The organism is Streptomyces sp. NPDC031379 (genome assembly GCF_055569615.1).
The window spans coordinates 103,275-122,702 of record NZ_JBVIIT010000001.1 but is presented as its reverse complement, the minus strand read 5'-3'; the positions used below and the strand labels follow the sequence as shown (position 1 = coordinate 122,702).

At 71.3% G+C, this 19,428-nt stretch carries 17 protein-coding genes and 1 tRNA gene; 10 read left to right on the top strand and 8 right to left on the bottom strand.

Features of this window, described 5'->3' with window-relative positions; all coding sequences use genetic code 11:
- Window positions 1-134 precede the first annotated feature (134 nt).
- From ACZ5CW_RS00635 to ACZ5CW_RS00625, 3 genes are all read left to right on the top strand, one after another.
- Window positions 135-710 carry a TerD family protein gene (locus tag ACZ5CW_RS00635; RefSeq protein WP_468597073.1) on the top strand — a complete coding sequence of 192 codons (576 nt, stop codon included), beginning with the start codon at window positions 135-137 and terminating at the stop codon, window positions 708-710.
- A 141-nt stretch (window positions 711-851) separates the two neighbouring features.
- Window positions 852-1,790, top strand: a complete 939-nt coding sequence (locus ACZ5CW_RS00630) for a GNAT family N-acetyltransferase (RefSeq protein ID WP_468597072.1) — start codon at window positions 852-854, stop codon at window positions 1,788-1,790.
- Window positions 1,791-2,118: 328 nt separating this feature from the next.
- Window positions 2,119-3,678, top strand: a complete 1,560-nt coding sequence (locus ACZ5CW_RS00625) for a M4 family metallopeptidase (protein WP_468597729.1) — start codon at window positions 2,119-2,121, stop codon at window positions 3,676-3,678.
- A gap of 37 nt (window positions 3,679-3,715) precedes the next feature.
- On the opposite strand, the gene ACZ5CW_RS00620 is transcribed toward ACZ5CW_RS00625, so the two are convergent.
- The gene (locus ACZ5CW_RS00620; RefSeq protein WP_468597070.1) at window positions 3,716-5,107 is read right to left on the bottom strand and encodes a M1 family metallopeptidase; all 1,392 of its coding nucleotides are present in this window, start codon (window positions 5,105-5,107) and stop codon (window positions 3,716-3,718) included.
- A gap of 70 nt (window positions 5,108-5,177) precedes the next feature.
- Between ACZ5CW_RS00620 and ACZ5CW_RS00615 the strand changes: the two genes are divergently transcribed.
- Window positions 5,178-5,678 (top strand): hypothetical protein, encoded by a 501-nt coding sequence (locus tag ACZ5CW_RS00615; protein WP_468597068.1) that lies wholly within the window; start codon window positions 5,178-5,180, stop codon window positions 5,676-5,678.
- Window positions 5,679-5,681: 3 nt separating this feature from the next.
- Here ACZ5CW_RS00615 and ACZ5CW_RS00610 read toward each other — a convergent pair whose 3' ends face one another.
- Window positions 5,682-6,374: a pentapeptide repeat-containing protein gene (locus ACZ5CW_RS00610; protein ID WP_468597067.1), complete on the bottom strand. Its 693-nt coding sequence runs from the start codon at window positions 6,372-6,374 to the stop codon at window positions 5,682-5,684.
- Window positions 6,375-6,516: 142 nt separating this feature from the next.
- Here ACZ5CW_RS00610 and ACZ5CW_RS00605 point away from each other — a divergent pair, with 142 nt between their 5' ends.
- Both ACZ5CW_RS00605 and ACZ5CW_RS00600 read left to right on the top strand, forming a co-directional pair.
- Window positions 6,517-7,677, top strand: coding sequence for an FAD-dependent oxidoreductase (locus ACZ5CW_RS00605; RefSeq protein ID WP_468597065.1), 1,161 nt, complete (start codon window positions 6,517-6,519; stop codon window positions 7,675-7,677).
- A 58-nt stretch (window positions 7,678-7,735) separates the two neighbouring features.
- Window positions 7,736-8,746: a zinc-binding dehydrogenase gene (locus ACZ5CW_RS00600; protein ID WP_468597064.1), complete on the top strand. Its 1,011-nt coding sequence runs from the start codon at window positions 7,736-7,738 to the stop codon at window positions 8,744-8,746.
- A 233-nt stretch (window positions 8,747-8,979) separates the two neighbouring features.
- Here ACZ5CW_RS00600 and ACZ5CW_RS00595 read toward each other — a convergent pair whose 3' ends face one another.
- The gene (locus tag ACZ5CW_RS00595; protein WP_468597062.1) at window positions 8,980-10,386 is read right to left on the bottom strand and encodes an NAD(P)/FAD-dependent oxidoreductase; all 1,407 of its coding nucleotides are present in this window, start codon (window positions 10,384-10,386) and stop codon (window positions 8,980-8,982) included.
- A 10-nt stretch (window positions 10,387-10,396) separates the two neighbouring features.
- Window positions 10,397-11,050: a rhomboid-like protein gene (locus ACZ5CW_RS00590; RefSeq protein ID WP_468597728.1), complete on the bottom strand. Its 654-nt coding sequence runs from the start codon at window positions 11,048-11,050 to the stop codon at window positions 10,397-10,399.
- Here ACZ5CW_RS00590 and ACZ5CW_RS00585 point away from each other — a divergent pair.
- The gene (locus tag ACZ5CW_RS00585; protein WP_468597060.1) at window positions 11,049-11,960 is read left to right on the top strand and encodes an aminoglycoside phosphotransferase family protein; all 912 of its coding nucleotides are present in this window, start codon (window positions 11,049-11,051) and stop codon (window positions 11,958-11,960) included. The genes ACZ5CW_RS00590 and ACZ5CW_RS00585 overlap by 2 nt on opposite strands.
- Before the next feature lie 37 nt (window positions 11,961-11,997).
- Here the strand turns inward: ACZ5CW_RS00585 and ACZ5CW_RS00580 are convergent.
- Window positions 11,998-12,071, bottom strand: a tRNA-Thr gene (locus ACZ5CW_RS00580).
- Window positions 12,072-12,333: 262 nt separating this feature from the next.
- On the opposite strand from ACZ5CW_RS00580, the gene ACZ5CW_RS00575 reads away from it, so the two are divergent.
- The 3 genes from ACZ5CW_RS00575 to ACZ5CW_RS00565 all read left to right on the top strand — a co-directional run bounded on the left by ACZ5CW_RS00575 (window position 12,334) and on the right by ACZ5CW_RS00565 (window position 14,990).
- A complete protein-coding gene (locus ACZ5CW_RS00575) occupies window positions 12,334-13,470 on the top strand; it encodes an ABC transporter ATP-binding protein (RefSeq protein ID WP_468597058.1) in 1,137 nt (378 codons plus the stop codon).
- 208 nt (window positions 13,471-13,678) lie between these two features.
- Window positions 13,679-14,137, top strand: coding sequence for a hypothetical protein (locus ACZ5CW_RS00570; RefSeq protein WP_468597056.1), 459 nt, complete (start codon window positions 13,679-13,681; stop codon window positions 14,135-14,137).
- 121 nt (window positions 14,138-14,258) lie between these two features.
- The gene (locus ACZ5CW_RS00565; protein WP_468597055.1) at window positions 14,259-14,990 is read left to right on the top strand and encodes a nucleotidyltransferase family protein; all 732 of its coding nucleotides are present in this window, start codon (window positions 14,259-14,261) and stop codon (window positions 14,988-14,990) included.
- A gap of 86 nt (window positions 14,991-15,076) precedes the next feature.
- Here the strand turns inward: ACZ5CW_RS00565 and ACZ5CW_RS00560 are convergent, their stop codons facing one another.
- From ACZ5CW_RS00560 to cysS, 3 genes are all read right to left on the bottom strand, one after another.
- The gene (locus ACZ5CW_RS00560; protein ID WP_468597053.1) at window positions 15,077-16,732 is read right to left on the bottom strand and encodes a DoxX family protein; all 1,656 of its coding nucleotides are present in this window, start codon (window positions 16,730-16,732) and stop codon (window positions 15,077-15,079) included.
- Window positions 16,733-16,860: 128 nt separating this feature from the next.
- The gene (gene rlmB, locus ACZ5CW_RS00555; protein ID WP_468597051.1) at window positions 16,861-17,802 is read right to left on the bottom strand and encodes a 23S rRNA (guanosine(2251)-2'-O)-methyltransferase RlmB; all 942 of its coding nucleotides are present in this window, start codon (window positions 17,800-17,802) and stop codon (window positions 16,861-16,863) included.
- Between the two features lie 101 nt (window positions 17,803-17,903).
- The gene (gene cysS, locus ACZ5CW_RS00550; protein ID WP_468597049.1) at window positions 17,904-19,304 is read right to left on the bottom strand and encodes a cysteine--tRNA ligase; all 1,401 of its coding nucleotides are present in this window, start codon (window positions 19,302-19,304) and stop codon (window positions 17,904-17,906) included.
- Window positions 19,305-19,428 lie beyond the last annotated feature (124 nt).

Here is a 19,428-nt window from a genome sequence, read left to right as displayed (position 1 = left end):
ATCCGGTTTTCACCCTCGCGGGTAAAAAAGGTAAAGGGATCCGGAACCACCGGGACCCCCCTCGACGTTCTTCCGGGTGACGGTAGCTTCGTCGGCACACATGTGCAGGGATATCTAAGGAAGGGACTCCCAACATGGCTGTAAGCCTGTCCAAGGGTGGCAACGTCTCGCTCACCAAGGAGGCTCCGGGCCTGACCGCCGTCACCGTGGGCCTCGGCTGGGACGTCCGCACCACCACCGGCACGGACTTCGACCTGGACGCCTCCGCCATCGCGGTCAACGGCCAGGGCAAGGTCTACTCGGACGCGCACTTCGTCTTCTTCAACAACAAGCAGACGCCGGACAACTCGATCGTCCACACCGGCGACAACCGCACCGGCGAGGGCTCGGGCGACGACGAGGCGATCAACGTCAACCTGGCCGCGCTCCCGGCCGACATCGACAAGATCGTCTTCCCGGTCTCCATCTACGACGCCGAGAACCGCGGCCAGAACTTCGGCCAGGTCCGCAACGCCTACATCCGCATCGTGAACCAGGCCGGCGGCGCCGAGATCGCGCGCTACGACCTGTCGGAGGACGCCGCCACCGAGACGGCCATGGTCTTCGGCGAGCTGTACCGCAACGGCGCGGAGTGGAAGTTCCGCGCGGTGGGCCAGGGTTACGCCTCCGGCCTGGTCGGCATCGCCCAGGACTTCGGCGTCAACGTCTGACACCCCTGAGCGATCGGCGCGGGAGACACCCCGGCGCCGGACGGGAGCCCCGGACCTGCGAATCGACCGCGGCCGGGGCTCTCGGCGGGGAACTCGAAAACGCCGGAGGCGTTCGGCGTCCTGGGCGATAAGTTGCCGCTCATGATCCTCGAACCCCTGTGCCCCGCCCAGGACATCCCGGCCGCGCTGCTCACCGAGCTGACCGCGCTGTACGCGTCCAACCGCGAGTTCCAGCGGCTCAGCGGCGACTTCCCCGACCCGGACGACATCCGCCCGGAGCAGGTGGCGGCGGCACTGGCCGAGGAGCTGGCCGTGCCGGGGGCCGAGGTGCTGACGGCCCGCACGGAAGAGGGGCGGCTCGTCGGCGTCGCGATCACGCTGGCCCATCACCCCGACCCCGCCGACCCGGACCCGTGGATCGGGCTGCTGATGGTGGACGCGGCCGAACACGGCAAGGGCTACGGCCGCATCCTCGCGGAACTCCTCGAGAACCGTTTCCGCGCGCAGGGCCGCATGGCCGTACGGCTCGCCGTCCTCGACGACAACCCCAAGGCGCTGGCCTTCTGGACCGCCCTCGGTCACGAGGTGATCGACCACCGCCCGGACCACGCTCTCGGCCGCCCCTGCGCCGTCCTGCGCAAGGTGCTGCGCACGCCCCGCCGGGCGGCGCGGATCGCCGTCGTGGACCCGAAGGGCGCGGTGCTGCTCTTCCGGTACGACAACGTCGAGGTGGGCGTCCACTGGGCGCTGCCCGGCGGCGGTCTGGAGCCCGGCGAGAGCCCGCGCGAGGGCGCCCTGCGGGAACTGGCCGAGGAGACCGGCTGGACCGATCTGGAACCCGGCCCGCTGCTGTGCACCTGGGAACACGACTTCACGCACACGGTTCCCGTCCGCCAGCACGAGCACGTCTACGTCACCCGCGGCCCGCGCCGGGACCCGGCCGGCCCCCAGCTCGCCGCCGCGCACGCCGCCGACGGCATTCTGTCCTGGCGCTGGTGGAGCAGGCAGGAGCTGGCCGCGCAGCCGGAACCGGTGTGGCCGCCGGACCTCGCCCGGCTGCTGGACGCGTGGCAGGGCTGAGGCGCGGGGTGTGACGTCGTGCGCCTCACATGCGCTTCTCAGGCGGGGAGTTGAGGGCATTTCCCGCGTCCGTATAACGGATTTCGCAGTACGGATTTCGGATACGAACACGTAAATTCTTGTCAGCGCCCTGTCAAACGGGTGGTTGTGGATGTCACTCTCTCCTCGCTCGCCGCAACCTGTGCACTTCCCGTGACCCACCTGTGTCTCCACCCCACGAGACCAGTCAGAAGGAGATCGAGTGAGACAGCAGCCCCACGTCGCCGGCGCCTCCCCTGCTCCCCGCAAGACCGCCGTGCGCGCCGCCGCCCTGGTCGGTTCGGCGGCGATGGTCGTCCTCGCGCTGCAGAACGGCCCCGCGACCGCCGCCCCGGCGCCCCACCCCTCCGGCGCCACCGCGGTCGCCCTCAGCGCCCCGGCCCGCGCCGCCGCCCTGCAGTCGGCTCAGCAGCACGCCGGCGCGGCGGCCCACCGGATCGGCCTCGGCACCAAGGAGAAGCTGGTCGTCCGGGACGTGGTCAAGGACGCGGACGGCACCGTCCACACCCGCTACGAGCGCACGTACGCCGGTCTCCCGGTGCTCGGCGGCGACCTGGTCACCCATGTGGCGAAGAACGGCTCGCTCAAGGGCGTCGACAAGGCGACCAAGGCCCGGATATCCGTGCCGACCACCACCGCCGCCGTCTCCCCCGCGAGCGCGAAGAAGACCGCCCTCAAGGCCGCCGGCTCCGCCGGCGCCACCGCCTCGGCCTCCCGCAAGGTCGTCTGGGCGGCCGGCGCCGAGCCGGTCCTCGCCTACGAGTCCGTCGTCAAGGGCCTCCAGCACGACGGCACCCCGAGCGAGCTGCACGTCATCACCGACGCGCGGACCGGCGAGGAGATCTACTCCTACGAGGCCGTCGACACCGGCACGGGCACCAGCCAGTACAGCGGCACCGTCCCGCTCGGCACCACCGCCTCCTCCTCCGGCGGCTACGACCTGGTCGACGGCGGCCGTGGCGGCCACAAGACGTACGACCTGAACGGCGGGACCTCCGGGACCGGCACCCTCTTCCACGACGCCGACGACGCCTGGGGCGACGGCACCGTGAACAACCGTCAGACCGCCGCCGTCGACGCCGCCTACGGCGCGGCCGTCACCTGGGACTTCTACAAGTCCGCGTTCAACCGCAACGGCATCGCGGGCGACGGCAGGGCCGCCTACTCCCGCGTCCACTACGGCAACGCCTACGTCAACGCGTTCTGGAACGACAGCTGCTTCTGCATGACGTACGGCGACGGCGCGAACAACGCCGACCCGCTCACCTCCCTCGACGTGGCAGGCCACGAGATGAGCCACGGCCTGACCGCGGCCACCGCGGGCCTGAAGTACAGCCGCGAGTCCGGCGGCCTGAACGAGGCCACCTCCGACATCTTCGGCACCTCGGTGGAGTTCTTCGCGAACAACTCCTCCGACACCGGCGACTACCTCATCGGCGAGAAGATCGACATCAACGGCGACGGCACCCCGCTGCGCTACATGGACAAGCCCAGCAAGGACGGCGGCTCCGCCGACTACTGGTCGCGCAACGTCGGCCGGCTCGACGTGCACTACTCCTCCGGTGTCGCCAACCACTTCTTCTACCTGCTGTCCGAGGGCAGCGGAGCGAAGACGATCAACGGGGTGTCCTACAACTCCCCGACGTACGACGGCTCCACGGTCACCGGCATCGGCCGGGCCAAGGCCGACCAGATCTGGTACAAGGCCCTGACCACCTACTTCACCTCCTCCACCGACTACGCGGGCGCCCGCACCGGCACCCTGCAGGCCGCGGCCGACCTGTACGGCTCGGGCAGCGCCGAGTACAACGCGGTGGCGGCGGCCTGGACGGCGGTCAACGTCAAGTAGCCGCACGGACCGTGCAGTTCGGCAGCCGGGCCGCCCGTCAGGGGTGGTCCGGCTTGCCGTCTCCGTACAGCCAGTCCTTCCAGATGCCGGTGAAGTCCTTGCCCGGTGCCTTCTTCTCCACGTAAGCGGTGAAGTCGGCGGTGGTCGCGTTGCCGTGACGGTGTGCGGCGGCCCAGCCCTGGACGATGGCGTAGAAGGTGTCGTCGCCGACCTTCTGCCGGATCTTCTGCAGGACCATCGCGCCGCGCTCGTAGACGGGACTGTCGGAGATGTGCGCGGCGCTGGAGGGCCTGGCGGGCGGGAAGGCCCAGATCTCCTCGTGGTCGCCCTCGTAGAGATCGGTGAAGGTCTGCTGGGCGCTCTTGCCTCCGTGGTCCTCCCGGTACAGCCACTCCGCGTAGGTCGCGAAGCCCTCGTTGAGCCACATGTCCCGCCAGGAGGCGGGGGTGACCGAGTCGCCGTACCACTGGTGGGCGAGTTCGTGGACGAGGGTGGAGGTGTCCGGGGCGCCGGGGAAGACGGGGCGGCTCTGGGTCTCCAGGGCGTACTTGACATCCTGCGGGCGGTCGATGATCGCGCCGGTGGAGGAGAAGGGGTACGGCCCGAAGTTGTACTCCTCCCAGTCGATGATCTCGGGGATCTTCGCGAGGACGTCCTTGCTCGCCTCGGCCTGGGCGGGATCGACGGCGGTGAGGACCGGCAGGCCGTGCGGGCCCGTGCCGCGGCTGATCGTGAAGTGGCCGACGGCGACCGTGGCGAGGTAGCTCGCCATGGGCTGGGCCATGTGCCAGGTGTACGTGGCGCGGCCGCCCTTGGTGCCTTGGCTCGTCAACTCGCCGTTGGAGACGGCCTGGAGCCCCTTCGGAACGGTGACCGTGATGTCGTACGTCGCCTTGTCGGAGGGGTGGTGGTTGCCGGGGAACCAGGCCATGGAGCCGACCGGCTCGCCGAGACCGAGCGCGCCGTCGGCGGTGGGCAGCCAGCCCTCCTCGGAGCCGTCGGGGTCGGTGAGGGTCCGCGGGACGCCCGAGTAGCGGACGGTGGTGCTGAAGGTTTCGCCCTTGGTCAGGTCGTCGTGGGGGCGGACGGTCAGTTCCTGGCCCGCGCGGCTGACGCGGGCCTCCTTGCCCTCGACGGTGACCGAGTCGACGTCCAGTCCGGCCAGGTCCAGGTCGAAGGCGGACAGGTCCTGGGTGGCGCGGGCGGTGATGACCGCCGTGCCGGTGAGGCGGCGGCCGGCCGGGGTGTAGTCGAGGGTGAGGGCGTAGTGGCTGACGTCGTAGCCGCCGTTGCCGGCCTTCGGGAAGTACGGATCGCGTACGCCGGAGCCGCCCGGGGTGCCCCGCACGCCGCCGTTGCAGGCGGTGCCGGTGAGAGCCAGGACGAGCAGTGCCGCGGCGGCCGGGACAAGACGCACGGATCTGGACATGTCATCGATCTTAGAGGGGTGCGGTGCACCGGAGCAGGGGTGCGGCCGTCGGCGTGACACCATCTCTTGCGTGCTCGACATCGGCTATGCCCTCTCCAACCGGTTCCCGGACCCTCCGCAGACCGACTACCGCCGCGCGGACGTCCACGCGCTGCGGCACGACCTGTTCTGCGGGGACGTCTACCTCGCGGACACCGAGACGGACCGGGAACTGTCCACAGCCTGGGGATGGGTGCCGGTGCTGGACTTCGCGTGGGCGCTGTGCGACATCGTGGAGCGGCTGGACCGGGACCCCCTGGGCTCCCGCGCCGCCCGGCCGCAGCGGGCGGAGCTGGACTTCACCGAGTCGACCGACCGCATGCTCTTCGAGCGCCGCTTCGGCTGGGTCGACATCACCTCCGACTGGACACCCGCCGAGGAGTCCCCGCTGAGCTTCGCCCACGCCGAACTGCGCCGCGAGGCCCGGGACTTCCTCCACGACCTGATCGCGGACCTGACCGACCTCCACGACGACCTGGCGGAGAACCCGGCGATCTGGACGCTCCAGGCCCGCTTCCCCCGCCTGCCCTGAGCCTCACCCCTCCACGCGGATCCCCAGCTCGGCCGCCAGCACCGGTGCCAGGTCGAGCAGCTGACCGGTGCTGATCACCGCCCCGGAGAGCCGGTCCAGCCCGCGTACCACCTCCAGCGGAGCGGCCCCGCGCAGATCCACGTCCGTCAGGGTCGCACCGCCGAAGTCGGCCTCCCTCAGGGCACAGTCGACGAACTCCACCCGCTCCAGTCTCGCGCCCGCGAAGTCCGGCTCGACCAGCACGCAGGACTCGAAGACGACGTCCTTGAGGCGGGCCTCACGGAGGTTGAGGTAGTCGAGCTTGCCGCCGCGGACCACCACCCGCTCCAGCACGGCGCCGTGCAGCTGCGTGCCGCCCAGACGGGCGTCGACGACCTCGACGTCACGGAACGTGGACTCGGCGAGACGGGTGCCGACCCCGCGCAGTCCGGTCAGGACCGAGTCCAGCACCCGGGCCCGGCCCAGTGCCGTCTCGTCCACCGCGCAGCCCGTCAGCGCGCAGTCCATGAACCGGGCGCCCACCCCGTCCTGTCCGGCCAGATCCGCCTCCCGGAACTCCAGCCCGTCGTAGTCACCGTCCGGCTCCAGCTCCCCGCCCGGCCACGGCTCCAGGGGCGGCAGCCGCACCTCCGGCCGTCGCGCGCCCTTCACCGCCGCCCGGCCCGCAGGCCCGCCGCCCATCGCTCTCCTCGCCATGCGCCCATGCTGCACCCCGCCACTGACAACCGGACCTGACCGGGAAACCCCCCGCGGTGAGCCGTGGATGTCACATTCCGGGACGCCAATCGGTCGTACCTCAAGGACCACCAGGCGAACCGACCGAGGGAGATCCCACCCCATGCACCGCATCACCGTCATCGGCGGCGGCTTCGCCGGGCTCACCGCCGCCATCACCGCCGCCGAGGCAGGCGCCAAGGTCACCGTGTACGAAGCCCACCACACCCTGGGCGGCCGCGCCCGCACGGCCGACGGACCGTACCGGACCAACGAGGGCCCGCACGCCCTCTACAACGGCGGGCTGCACTGGTCCTGGCTCAAGCGGCGGGACCTGATCGGACCGCTGGCCCCGATCCCGCCCCTGGAAGCCGCCCGGCTGCGGCTGCGGCACCACGGCGTCCTGCGCCGCACCCCGCCCTTCGCCATGCTCAAACTGCTGCGGCCCAAGGCCGGCCGGGCCCCCGTCGACACCGACTTCCTCGGCTGGGCGACCGGCGTCGCCGGTGAGGAGGGCGCCCGGGCCGCCGCCAACTACGCCGCCGTCGCCCTCTTCCACCACGACCCGGGCATCCTGTCCGCCGCCTTCGTGCAGGAGCGCCTGCGCCGGGCCACCAAGCTGCCGCCGGAAGCGCACTATCCGCGCGGCGGCTGGGGCTCGGTCATCGACCGGATGGCCGCGCGGGCCTGGAACCTGGGCGTGCGGATCGAGACGCTCTCCCGGGTGGACGAACTGCCCGCCGACACACCCGTCGTCGTCGCCACCTCCCTGCCCGCCGCCCGCCGCCTGCTCGGCGACGGCTCACTGACCTGGCCGAGCGGCCGAACCGTCCTGCTCGACCTCGCCGTGCACACCCGGCGCGGGGACGCCTTCGTCCTCTCCGACCTGGACGCGCCCGGCTGGATCGAGCGGTTCACCGCGCAGGACCCCTCCCTCGCGCCGGCCGGGGAGCAGTTGCTCCAGGGGCAGCTCCCGATCGGGCCCGGCGAGTCCCGCGCCGACGGCGTCGCCCGTGCCGAGCAACTGCTCGACCTGGGCTTCCCGGGATGGCGGGGACGCGTCACCTGGCGGCGCGAGGCCGTGGCGGACGGCCGCACGGGCGCCGTGGACCTGCCGGGCCACACCTGGCGGGACCGGCCGGCCGTGGACCGCGGCGACGGGGTCTACCTCGCGGGCGACCAGGTGGCGGCCCCGGGCGTGCTGTCGGAGGTGTCCTTCACCAGCGCGGTCACGGCGGTGTCCTTGATCCTCGACCGGCCCGCCCTTGACCTCAAGCACGCTTGAGGTCAGAGGCTGGGGATCCCGAACCGGTCACGCCGAGTCACACAAAGCGGGGGTCCCCATGCACGCCGTCCGTCTGTACGCCTTCGGGCCGGCCGAGAACCTGACCTACGAGGAGGTCGCGGACCCCGTCCCCGGCCCGGGCCAGGTGCGGATCGCCGTCGCCGCGGCCGGGGTGCACCTGCTCGACGCGGCCCTGCGGGAAGGCCGCCGGGGTCCGCTGCCCCGGACACCCGAACTGCCCACCGTGCCCGGCCGCGAAGTCGCGGGCGTCGTGGACGCGCTCGGCGACGGAACCGACGAGACGTGGCTCGGGAGACGGGTGGTGGCCCACCTGGGCACCGTGCCCGGGGGCTACGCCCAGCTCGCCGTCACCGACACCGAGCGCCTGCACGAGGTCCCCGACGGCCTGGGGCTCGCCGAGGCCGTCGCCATGATCGGCACCGGGCGTACGGCACTGGGGGTCGCGCAGTTCGCCGAACCCGGACCGGACGACATGGTGGTCGTGCCGGCCGCGGCCGGCGGCATCGGCACCCTGCTCGTGCAGTACGCCAAGAACGCCGGAGCCGCGGTGATCGGGCTCGCCGGCGGCGCGGAGAAGACCGCCCGGGTCCAGGCCAACGGCGCCGACCTCGCCATCGACTACACCGCACCCGACTGGCCCGCCGAGGTCCGCGCCCGCCTCGGCGGCCTCCCCAAGGCCCCCGGCCTCGCCCGGGCCGGGACGACTCCGCGCGCCACCATCGTCTACGACGGCGTCGGCGGCACGGTCGCCCGGGAGACCATCGCCCTCCTCGGACCCGGCGGACGGCACCTGGTCTTCGGCTGGTCGGCGGAAGGCATCGGCGACGGGCAGGGCTACCTCGTCGACGGCGTCTCCGAGAGCGTCCTCGGCCCACGCATGCTCGAGAAGGCGGGAGGCCTGCGCGCACTCGAACTGCGCGCCCTCGCCGAGGCCGCCCAGGGCCGGCTGCGCCCGGCCGTCACCCGCTTCCCCCTCGCGGAGGCGGCCGCCGCACACCGGGCCCTGGAGAACCGCGGCACGATCGGAAAAGTGGTGCTGGAGCCCTGAGGCACCCACCCCGCTCCGGCCCCCGGCAGCCCCGCCGCACACCCTGATGCAGCACATCCCGATCCGTGGTCTTCCGGCGGGATGAGTGTCACGTCACCGCCGAGGCCCCCGAACTCGGGGCACCGGCGAAGACCCCGATGGCGGAGTCGGTGCGCTGAGCCGAGTCCGCCGAGCCGAGTACGGCGGCCGAGCACGGCGAGCGCCCGGCCGCCGAGCCGGCCCCGAGATGCGGGTCAGTGCCGCCCCGCCACCCGATCCGCCACCTTGGCCAAGCGGGAGGACTCCACGCCGGGGCGCAGCCGCTCACGCCGGTCCGCAGCGCGATAAGTGGCGTACATGCCCTGCACACCGAGCCAGCGGAAAGGCTCCGGCTCCCACTTGCGCACCCTGTGATTCACCCACGGCAGGTCCGTCAACTCCGTCCGGCCACCCTGACCGGAGTCCTGCTGAACGAGGTCGCGCAACGTGCGGGCCGCCAGATTCGTCGTGGCGACGCCGGAACCCACGTAACCACCGGCCCAGCCAAGGCCCGTGGAACGGTCCAGGGTGACGGTCGCACACCAGTCCCGCGGGACACCGAGCACACCGGACCAGGCGTACTCGACCCGGACACCCGCAAGGGAGGGGAAGAAGCGGGTCAGAATCTCCCGCAGCGCCTCGATCGTCGCCTCCTGCGTACGACCGTCGTTGTCCGTACGCGACCCGAAGCGGTACGGCACCCCGCGCCCGCCCAACGCGATCCGGCCGTCAGCGGTGCGCTGGGCGTACATGTAGGCATGCGCCATGTCACCAAGGGTCTCCCGGCCGCCCCAGCCGATCGCCGCCCACTGCTCCTCGGTCAACGGCTCGGTCGCGATCATCGACGAGTTCATCGGCAGCCAGGTACGCCGCTGACCCTTCAAGGACGCGGTGAAACCCTCGGTACACCGCAGAACGTAGGACGCCCGGACCGTGCCGTACGGAGTGACCGCGTGCCGGGGACGGATCTCCGTCACCGGAGTCGACTCGTGGACGGTCACCCCCAGCGCCTCCACGACGGCCGCCAGCCCCTTCACCAGCTTCACCGGATGCAACCGGGCCCCGTGCGGAGTCCAGCTCGAACCGACCGCGTCCGCGACCCTGATCCGCTCGGCCGTCTCCCGAGCGCCGTACAGCACCCGGTCCTTCTCGCCGTACGACGACTCGTGCGCGTGAAACGCCTTCAACCGCGCCAACTGCGCGGGTGTGGTGGCCACTTCCAGGACACCACCCTTGTGCACGCCGGCGTCGACGCCCTCCGCCTCGGCGACCGCGATCACCTCGTCCACGGTGTCGTTCATCGCCTTCTGCAGCCGTACGGCGGCCTCCCGGCCGTGCAGCTTCGCATACCGGTCGCGGCCCGCGATCCCGTTGTACAACCAGCCCCCGTTACGCCCGGAGGCGCCATAACCGCAGAACTTCTGCTCCAGGACCGTGATCCGCAGGAAAGGAGCCGCCTTCTTCAGGTAGTACGCGGTCCACAGACCCGTGTACCCCCCGCCGACGATGACGACATCGGCCGACGCATCCCCCGACAGCGGCTCACGCACCACCGGAAGGCCGTCGTCCGCGTACCAGAAGGAGACACCGCCGTTGACGACACTGCTTGCCGAACTGCTCATGGCCGGGACGTTAACCCCTGAGACCAGCCAGTGTCTCCTTCGGATTCCATGCTTTTCCACGACCCCTGACCAGCGGATAACAGGCCAACCCGATCAACACGGACACGAAGTGACCGAAGTCGGTGAAGGTCGGACCGGCCGCCAACGGCAAACCGAAGACCAGCAACACCGCCGACAGATACCCGTACCGCCACGGCACCACGATCCGATAGGCAAGCACCGCGACGACCCCGGCCAGCGCGTAACTCACCCCGATGTCCACCGCGTTCACCGCCGAAAGCGGAGCCATACCGTCCCGGATCGCCTTCAGCAACACCGCCTCACTGATCAGCGACGCCAGAACGTGCGCCACCGCACACACCGCCAACCAGCGCCCCGTACCCAACCAGCGCTCGGCCGGCGCGTGGAACACCGTGTACAGGAAGACGTACGGCACCCAGTGCCCACTGTCGATCCACATGGCACTGGTCACCAGAACCCGCACCGGAGAACGCGACAGCTCATAGATATTGGTCGACCGGTGCCGCAAGAAGTGCTCCTCGAACTCCGGCGACATATGGTGCAGCGCAACCGTCGTGACGAACAGGATCCCCAACCACACGTACGTGCCGGCAGCACTGCGGACGTACGCCCACGCCCCGCTCAGGCCCCGGTCAATTCCCATGAGCCGATTCACGCACGCCACTATCGTCCCAAGCGTGATTGACATCCCCGGCGAACTCGCCGAGGCGCAGGAGACCTACAACGGCGCCGCCGGCCGCGCCTTCATCGCCGCACTCCCCGACCTCGCGGACCGGTTCCTGGACCACTGGCGGCTCCGCCTCGACGGCCCCTCCATGAACGGCGTCAGCGCCCTCGTCCTGCCGGTCACCCGCGCCGACGGACTCCGCGCCGCCCTCAAACTCCAGCTACCGGACGAGGAGAGCCGAGGCGAGCCGGTAGCCCTGCGAACGTGGAACGGCGACGGAGCCGTACGGCTCCTCGACCACGACCCGGCCACCGGCACCATGCTGCTCGAACACCTGGACGAAACCCGCATGCTCGCCGACCTGGCCGACACCCGCGAGGCCGTCCTGGTCATCGCCCGCCTCCTGGCCCACCTCACCTCCTTCCCCGCCCCACCCGGGCTGCGCCGCCTCGGCGACATCACCCACCGCATGCTGGAACGGACCCCCCGGGCCCTGGAACACATCCCCGACCCCGAAGCCCGCCGCCTCGTCGCCGCCTGCGCGGCCGCCGTCCGCGAGGTCGCGGACGAGCCCGGCGACCAGCTCCTCCACTGGGACCTGCACGACCGGAACGTCCTCGCCGCCGACCGCGCCGACTGGCTCGCCATCGACCCCAAGCCGCTCGCCGGCCACCCCGGCTTCGAACTGTGGCCCGCCCTGGACAACCGCTTCGAGGCGGCCGAGATCCGCTGGCGCTTCGACGCGATGACCGACACCCTCGGCCTGGACCGGGACCACGCCCGCGCCTGGACCCTCGGCCGACTCCTGCAGAACGCCCTGTGGGACGTGGAGGACGGCCGCCCGATCAAGCCCCGCCAACTGGAGATCGCCCGCAGACTGACATGAAAAAGCCCAGGTGGGACGTGTCCCACCCGGGCTACGGAGCCCCCTGTCGGATTCGAACCGACGACCTTCGCTTTACAAGAGCGGTGCTCTGGCCAGCTGAGCTAAGGAGGCATACGCGCATCGCAATGCCATGCGAGAAAGCTGCTCCACTGTACACAGAGCCTGACTTCCCAGGCCATGAAGTATGCCGGAAGCGATGGAGGGCGAGGCCCGCTCGAGAATTTCCGCGAAGTTCACAGTGGTCCGGGTACTGACAGACCGAGTGAACGCCAGGTACCGTCTCGATCCAGTTCACTCCTGTGGACTACACCAACCACCTTCCTACAACGGATCGTCCGGCACGTTCCTGCCGGTAGAAGGGGGCCCATTCACCATGGCCACTGTCACGTTCGACAAGGCGACCCGGATCTACCCGGGTTCCACGAAGCCCGCCGTCGACCAGCTCGACATCGCGATCGAGGACGGCGAGTTCCTCGTCCTGGTCGGCCCGTCGGGTTGCGGAAAGTCCACCTCGCTGCGGATGCTCGCGGGTCTGGAGGACGTCAACGGCGGCGCCATCCGCATCGGTGACCGCGACGTCACGCACCTGCCGCCCAAGGACCGGGACATCGCCATGGTGTTCCAGAACTACGCGCTCTACCCGCACATGACGGTCGCCGACAACATGGGCTTCGCGCTCAAGATCGCCGGCGTCAACAAGGCGGAGATCCGGCAGAAGGTCGAGGAGGCCGCGAAGATCCTCGACCTCACCGAGTACCTGGACCGCAAGCCGAAGGCGCTCTCGGGTGGTCAGCGCCAGCGTGTCGCGATGGGCCGCGCGATCGTGCGTGAACCGCAGGTCTTCCTCATGGACGAGCCGCTGTCCAACCTGGACGCCAAGCTCCGTGTCTCGACGCGTACGCAGATCGCGTCGCTGCAGCGCCGTCTCGGCATCACCACCGTCTACGTCACCCACGACCAGGTCGAGGCCATGACGATGGGCGACCGTGTGGCGGTCCTGAAGGACGGCCTCCTGCAGCAGGTCGACTCGCCGCGGAACATGTACGACAAGCCCGCGAACCTGTTCGTCGCCGGCTTCATCGGCTCTCCGGCCATGAACCTGGTCGAGGTTCCGATCACCGACGGCGGCGTGAAGTTCGGCAACAGCGTGGTGCCGGTGAACCGGGAGGCGCTGACGGCCGCCGCCGACCGGGGCGACCGGACGGTGACCGTCGGTGTCCGTCCCGAGCACTTCGACGTGGTCGAGCACAACGGGTCGGTCGCCGCCTCCCTGTCGAAGGACGCCGCGGACGCCCCGGCCGGTCTCGCCGTCTCGGTGAACGTCGTCGAGGAGCTGGGCGCCGACGGCTACGTGTACGGCACCGCCGAGGTCGGCGGCGAGGTCAAGGACCTGGTCGTGCGGGTCAACGGGCGCCAGGTGCCGGAGAAGGGCTCCACGCTGCACGTCGTGCCGCGGCCGGGCGAGATCCACGTGTTCTCGACGTCCACGGGCGAGCGGCTCACCGACTGACCCGTCTGAGCAGCACGTTCGCGCGAAGTTGACGCGAGGGGCCCCGCGGATCGCCGCGGGGCCCCTCGCACTGTGCGAGATATACCCCGGCACAGCGATCATTTCGGGCGGGCCGCGTCAACCCCTTACCCGGAAAGAGGCGGCTCTTCATCCCCCGAAAGGGTGACTAAATGTCGCCAAATCATCACCCCGCGCTACCCTCACACGCGTGAAGCACTCCACCAACCCTCAGACGCGACGCGGCCATCGGGGCGGCCCTGCCCGCCGGATCGGCCGCACTCTCGCCCTCGTCCTGCCCGTCGTCCTGGTGCTCTCCGGAACCCTCGCGGTCACCCGGGTCAACTGGACGGGGAGCGCCGGCTCGGTACTGACCGCCTCGGACGTCTCCGCGGCGGAGATCTCCTCCAAGGCTGCCTCCCGTGCCCCGCAGGACGTGCTCCGCGACCAGCTGATGTCCGAACTGCAGGACAAGAACCCGGGGGTGGTCCTCACCCACCTCCAGCAGGCCGTCAACGGACACCCCTCGCTGGCCGGGCACTGTTCCTCCATCGCGCGGGCCCTCGGCAAGGCCGCGGTGCGCATCTACGGCGCCTCGCGTGCCCAGTCGTACGCCCGCCCGGTGTGCGACACGGCCTTCGCCTCGGGTGTGCTGGCCGCGCACAGCTGAGCCCCGGCTCCGCCGTCATCCGCCCGTTTCCGGGCATCCGCGGGTCGTAGGCCGGTAACGACTCCTCCGGGAGCACGTTGCTGCCGACGACCGGCGGTGGGGCGCCACGTACAGTGCGGTCATGACCCATCCGAACGCGGCGTCGCGCCCCACTCAAGCCGTGGTCCTGGCCGGTGGCCAGGGCTCCCGGTTGCGTCCGTACACCGACGACCGGCCCAAGCCGATGGTCGAGATCCCCGGTACGGGCACCCCGATCATCGGCCACCAGCTGACCTGGCTCGCCGAGGAGGGCGTGACGGACGTGGTGGTCTCGTGCGGCCACCTCGCCGAGGTCCTGCAGAAGTGGCTGGACTCGGCCGACCTTCCTGTCTCCGTCACCACCGTCGTGGAGACCGAGCCCCTCGGCCGCGGCGGCGGCCTGAAGTACGCCGCCGCGCATCTCCCGCACCCCGACCGGCCCTGGTACGCCACCAACGGCGACATCTGGACCCGCTTCTCCCTGCGGGACATGGCCGACTTCCACACCGAGCGGGACGCCGTCGCCACGTTGGCCCTGGCTCGGCCGCGGATCCCCTGGGGTGCGGTGAAGACCGACGGGTTCGGGCACATCACCGACTTCATCGAGGCGCCGCCGTCCACGTTCGAGATCAACGCGGGTGTGTACGTGTTCTCGCCGGAGTTCTCCTCGCTGCTGCCCGAGCGGGGGGATCACGAGCGGACCACGTTTCCTCGGCTGGCCCGGGAGAAGAGGCTCGCGGGGTTCCCCATTCCGCAGGGCGCGTACTGGCGGGCCATCGACACCGCGAAGGACCTCACGGAGGCGGCCAGGGAGCTGGCGGCTCTGGGGCGGTAGCCGTCCGGAAGGGGCACGGAGCCTCGTCGCATGCTGAAGAGGGCCCCGTACCTTCCGCGGTACGGGGCCCTCCGCTTCCTGCCGGGCTAGCCGAGCAGGCCGCCCACCAGGCCCGGCTGGCCGGACGTCGAGCTGCTGGTGCCGCCCGAGGACGTGCTGCCGCCGCCTGTCGTCGAGCCGCCGGTGCTGGTGCCGCCCGTGCTGGTCGGGCCGGCGGTCGTGCTCGGGACGCCGCCGGTCGGGGCGGACCGGCGGGGCGGGATCTGGCCCGTGGTGCCCTGGGTCTGGCTAGGGGCGGCGGTGGTACCGCCGGTGGTCCGGGTGGCGCCCGGGGTCGTCGCCGCGCCGGAGGGGCTCGCGCCGGCCGTGGCGCCGCCCGTGGGTGAGCTGGAGGCCGCCGGGGTCCCGAGCCGCTCGTCGGGCTCCTGCGGGAGCGGGGAGCCGGGGACGTTGTTGCGGGGGGCCTCGCCGGGGCCGGGGACGACCACCCGGCTGGAGTCGCGGACCGCGCCGCCCAGCAGGGAGCCGACGAGCAGGGTCAGGCCGACGATGACGGCCGTGATCAGCGCGCCGCGGCGCAGGACGTAGCTGCGCAGTTCCCAGATGTCCGAGCGGGGGCCGAGGCGCCGCCAGGCGCTGCCGGCGAGGCGGCCGTCCACGGAGTAGACGGGGGCGCCGGCGATGATCAGTGGGGACCAGGCGGCGAGGTAGATGATGTCGGGGGCGTCGTAGGCGGGGACCGTCTTCCAGCTGACGGTGACGATCAGGGCGGCCGAGAGCAGGGCGCCGACCACCGCGGCCACGCGCTGCCAGCAGCCGAAGATGGTCAGGACGCCGACGACGACCTGGAGGAAGGCGATGACCAGCCCGGAGCCGACCGGGTGGTGCAGGGCGAATTGGCGCAGCGGCTCGGCCACGTCCCACGGGTGCAGGGTGTTGAGCCACTTGACCATGGAGCCGCGTTCGCCGCCGTCGAAGTAGACGGGGTCGCACAGCTTGCCCATGCCGGCGTAGATGGAGATGAAGCCGAGGAAGACGCGCAGCGGGAGCAGGACGACGCCGAGGTTCATCCGGCGGCCCGGGTAGTAGGCGTGCCGGGCCGGGTCGTCGCCGTGGCGCTTGGCGGAGCGCGGGGTGTCGGTGTCGGCGGGTTCCGCACCGGTGTCGTACGGCTCGAGGTCGTCGTCCGTGTAGGGGGGTTCGTCGTAGGCGCCGCCGACCGTGCGCATGGGGGGCAGCAGGCGGGTGCCGCCGGCGTCGGGGGCGGTGCGCTGGTGGCCGACGAGGGGGGTCTCGACGGTCTGGTCGAGTGCGTCGTAGGCGTCCGCGTAGGCGGTGTCGATGCGCGGGATGACCTGGGTGGCGCCGGCCTCGGGCTCGTCGGCGTGGCGGACGCTGCTGCCCCGCACGGCCTGGAGGAGTCTGTGGGCGCCGGTGTCGTCGGGGGCCGACTTGCCGCTCCACACGACGGGGCGGCGGCGGCCGGCCGCGGCGCCGGACCGGCTCGACGTGCCCACGACCGGCGTGCGGGCGGAGTCCTGGGTGGCGCTCAGGTGCCGGGCGATCCGCGGGGATTGGCTGCGTCTCGCCGACGCGCCCAGCTGCACGCGGAAGCTGGCGTGATTGACGATGACCTGCGCCGGATCGCTCGGCACCTTCACCATGCTCAGCGCGGGAGCGTCGTCGTATCCCGACGAGCGGTCCCCCGTGGGTGTGCGGGGTGTTCTGGTGTCCACACTCATCTAACCGAGTGACGTGGAGTTAGGACACTGCTTTGACCGTCCAGATGTGTCCGGACCGCGTCAAAGCCGTCCCTGACGCCATATGGGCGCCGGAATCACCCCGCCCGGGTGAAATACCGCACGCGCGTTCAGGCGCGTCGGCGCGCCGCCTCGTACAGCACGATCCCCGCCGCCACACCGGCGTTGAGGGACTCGGCGCCGCCCGGCATGGGGATGCGCACGCGGAAGTCGCAGGTCTCGCCGACCAGTCGGGACAGGCCCTTGCCCTCGCTGCCGACGACGATGACGACGGGACCGCCCAGGGACTCCAGGTCGCCCAGTTCGGCCTCCCCGTCGGCGGCCAGGCCCACGACCGTGATGCCGGCCTTCTTGTAGGCCTCCAGGGTGCGGGTGAGGTTGGTGGCGCGGGCGACCGGCGTGCGGGCGGCCGTGCCGGCGGAGGTCTTCCAGGCGCCGGCGGTCATGCCGGCCGAGCGGCGCTCGGGGACGACCACGCCGTGGCCGCCGAAGGCGGAGACCGAACGGACGACGGCGCCGAGGTTGCGCGGGTCGGTCACGCCGTCGAGCGCGACGATCAGCGGGTCCTCGCCCTCGTCGTAGGCGGCCGCGGTGAGGTCCTCGGGGTGCGCGTACTCGTACGGCGGGACCTGCAGGACCAGGCCCTGGTGGTTCAGGCCGTTCGTCATGCGGTCCAGCTCGGGGCGCGGGGCCTCCATGAGGTTGATGCCGCCGCGCTCGGCGGCCAGCTGGAGTGCCTCGCGGACGCGCTCGTCGTTGTCGATGAACTGCTGGACGTAGAGCGTGGAGGCGGGCACGCCCTCGCGCAGCGCCTCGACCACGGGGTTGCGGCCGACGACCAGCTCGGAGGACGACTTGCCGCCCCGGCCCCGGGGGGCCGGGCGGCGCACGGCCTGCTTGGCCCTGGCGTTGGCGATGCGGTTCTTCTTGTGACCCTTGCGCATCTCGGCGGGCGGGGTCGGGCCCTTGCCCTCCAGGCCCTTGCGCCGCTGGCCGCCACTGCCGACCTGCGCGCCCTTCTTGCCGGACATGCGGCGGTTGTTCGCGGCCATGAGTTACCTGTCTCTGCTCTCTTCGGGAAACGCTTTTCGTACGTACGTCTTATGCAGTGTGCCGCCCGGAGGGCCGGACGGCACAGTCGATCAAGTCGGGGCTAGCGCGGCCCGAGGCTCCAGCGCGGGCCCTGCGGGCTGTCCTCGATGGCGAGGCCCGACTGGTTGAGCTGGTCGCGGATGGCGTCCGCGGTGGCCCAGTCCTTGCGGGCGCGGGCGGACTCGCGCTGGTCGAGGACGAGCCGTACGAGGCTGTCCACCACGCCGTGCAGGTCTTCGCCGCGGTCGGCCTCGCCGGCCCAGTGCGGGTCGAGCGGGTCCAGGCCGAGGACGCCGAGCATGGCCCGCACCTCGGCGAGCCGGGCCACGGCGGCCTCCTTGTCGTCGGCGGCCAGCGCGCTGTTGCCCTGCCGGACCGTGGTGTGCACGACGGCGAGGGCCTGCGGGACGCCCAGGTCGTCGTCCATGGCCTCGGCGAAGGCGGGCGGGATCTCGGCGGCGGGCTCGACGACTCCCCCGGCCTTCTCCATCACACGCTGCACGAAGCCCTCGATCCGCGCGAACGCGGACTCGGCCTCGCGCAGGGACTCCTCGCTGTACTCGATCATCGAGCGGTAGTGCGGGGTGCCCAGGTAGTAGCGCAGCACGATCGGGCGCCACTGCTTGACCATCTCGCTGACCAGCACGCTGTTGCCGAGCGACTTGGACATCTTGTCGCCGGCCATGGTCACCCAGGCGTTGTGCACCCAGTACCGGGCGAAGTCGTCGCCGTAGGCCTTGGCCTGGGCGATCTCGTTCTCGTGGTGCGGGAAGATCAGGTCCAGGCCGCCGCCGTGGATGTCGAAGGCGGCGCCCAGGTACTTGTGGGCCATCGCCGAGCACTCCAGGTGCCAGCCCGGGCGGCCCGGTCCCCAGGGCGTCGGCCACGTCGGCTCACCGGGCTTCGCCGCCTTCCACAGGGCGAAGTCGCGCGGGTCGCGCTTGCCGGTCTCGCCCTCGCCGGAGGGCTGGAGCAGGTTGTCCAGTTCCTGCCGGGACAGCTCCAGGTACGACGGGAAGGACCGTACGTCGAAGTAGACGTTGCCGTCGGCCGCGTACGCGTGGCCGCGCTCGATGAGGCCCTGCATCATCTCGATCATCTCGGTGATGTGGCCGGTGGCGCGTGGCTCGTACGTGGGCGGCAGGCAGCCGAGCGCGGCGTAGCCGTCGTTGAAGGCGCGCTCGTTCTCGTAGCCGATCGACCACCAGGGCCGGTTCCGCTCGTGGGCCTTGGCGATGATCTTGTCGTCGATGTCCGTGACGTTCCTGATGAACGTCACGTCGTAGCCGCGGTGTTCGAACCAGCGGCGCATGATGTCGAAGTTCAGGCCCGAGCGGATGTGCCCGATGTGAGGGGCCGCCTGCACGGTGGCGCCACAGAGGTAGATCGAGACGCAACCCGGCTTGAGCGGGGTGAAATCACGGATCTGCCGGGCGCTGGTGTCGTACAGGCGAATAGTCACCACTCCAGAGTAGTGGGGGGGGGGGGGGGGGGGGGGGGGAGGCGGGGGGGGGGGGAGGGGGGGGGGGGGGGGGAGAGGGGCTCGGGGGGGGGGGGGGGGGGATCCGAACGGCGTGGTGCTTGCC

What these genes read in the sequence shown, in the direction of transcription:
- ACZ5CW_RS00635 (WP_468597073.1), top strand. Translation starts at nt 135, where the DNA reads ATGGCTGTAAGCCTGTCCAAGGGTGGCAACGTCTCGCTCACCAAGGAG.
- ACZ5CW_RS00630 (WP_468597072.1), top strand. Translation starts at nt 852, where the DNA reads ATGATCCTCGAACCCCTGTGCCCCGCCCAGGACATCCCGGCCGCGCTG.
- ACZ5CW_RS00625 (WP_468597729.1), top strand. Translation starts at nt 2,119, where the DNA reads ATGGTCGTCCTCGCGCTGCAGAACGGCCCCGCGACCGCCGCCCCGGCG.
- ACZ5CW_RS00620 (WP_468597070.1), bottom strand. Translation starts at nt 5,107, where the DNA reads ATGTCCAGATCCGTGCGTCTTGTCCCGGCCGCCGCGGCACTGCTCGTC.
- ACZ5CW_RS00610 (WP_468597067.1), bottom strand. Translation starts at nt 6,374, where the DNA reads ATGGCGAGGAGAGCGATGGGCGGCGGGCCTGCGGGCCGGGCGGCGGTG.
- ACZ5CW_RS00605 (WP_468597065.1), top strand. Translation starts at nt 6,517, where the DNA reads ATGCACCGCATCACCGTCATCGGCGGCGGCTTCGCCGGGCTCACCGCC.
- ACZ5CW_RS00600 (WP_468597064.1), top strand. Translation starts at nt 7,736, where the DNA reads ATGCACGCCGTCCGTCTGTACGCCTTCGGGCCGGCCGAGAACCTGACC.
- ACZ5CW_RS00595 (WP_468597062.1), bottom strand. Translation starts at nt 10,386, where the DNA reads ATGAGCAGTTCGGCAAGCAGTGTCGTCAACGGCGGTGTCTCCTTCTGG.
- ACZ5CW_RS00585 (WP_468597060.1), top strand. Translation starts at nt 11,049, where the DNA reads ATGAGCCGATTCACGCACGCCACTATCGTCCCAAGCGTGATTGACATC.
- ACZ5CW_RS00590 (WP_468597728.1), bottom strand. Translation starts at nt 11,050, where the DNA reads ATGGGAATTGACCGGGGCCTGAGCGGGGCGTGGGCGTACGTCCGCAGT.
- ACZ5CW_RS00575 (WP_468597058.1), top strand. Translation starts at nt 12,334, where the DNA reads ATGGCCACTGTCACGTTCGACAAGGCGACCCGGATCTACCCGGGTTCC.
- ACZ5CW_RS00565 (WP_468597055.1), top strand. Translation starts at nt 14,259, where the DNA reads ATGACCCATCCGAACGCGGCGTCGCGCCCCACTCAAGCCGTGGTCCTG.
- ACZ5CW_RS00560 (WP_468597053.1), bottom strand. Translation starts at nt 16,732, where the DNA reads ATGAGTGTGGACACCAGAACACCCCGCACACCCACGGGGGACCGCTCG.
- rlmB (WP_468597051.1), bottom strand. Translation starts at nt 17,802, where the DNA reads ATGGCCGCGAACAACCGCCGCATGTCCGGCAAGAAGGGCGCGCAGGTC.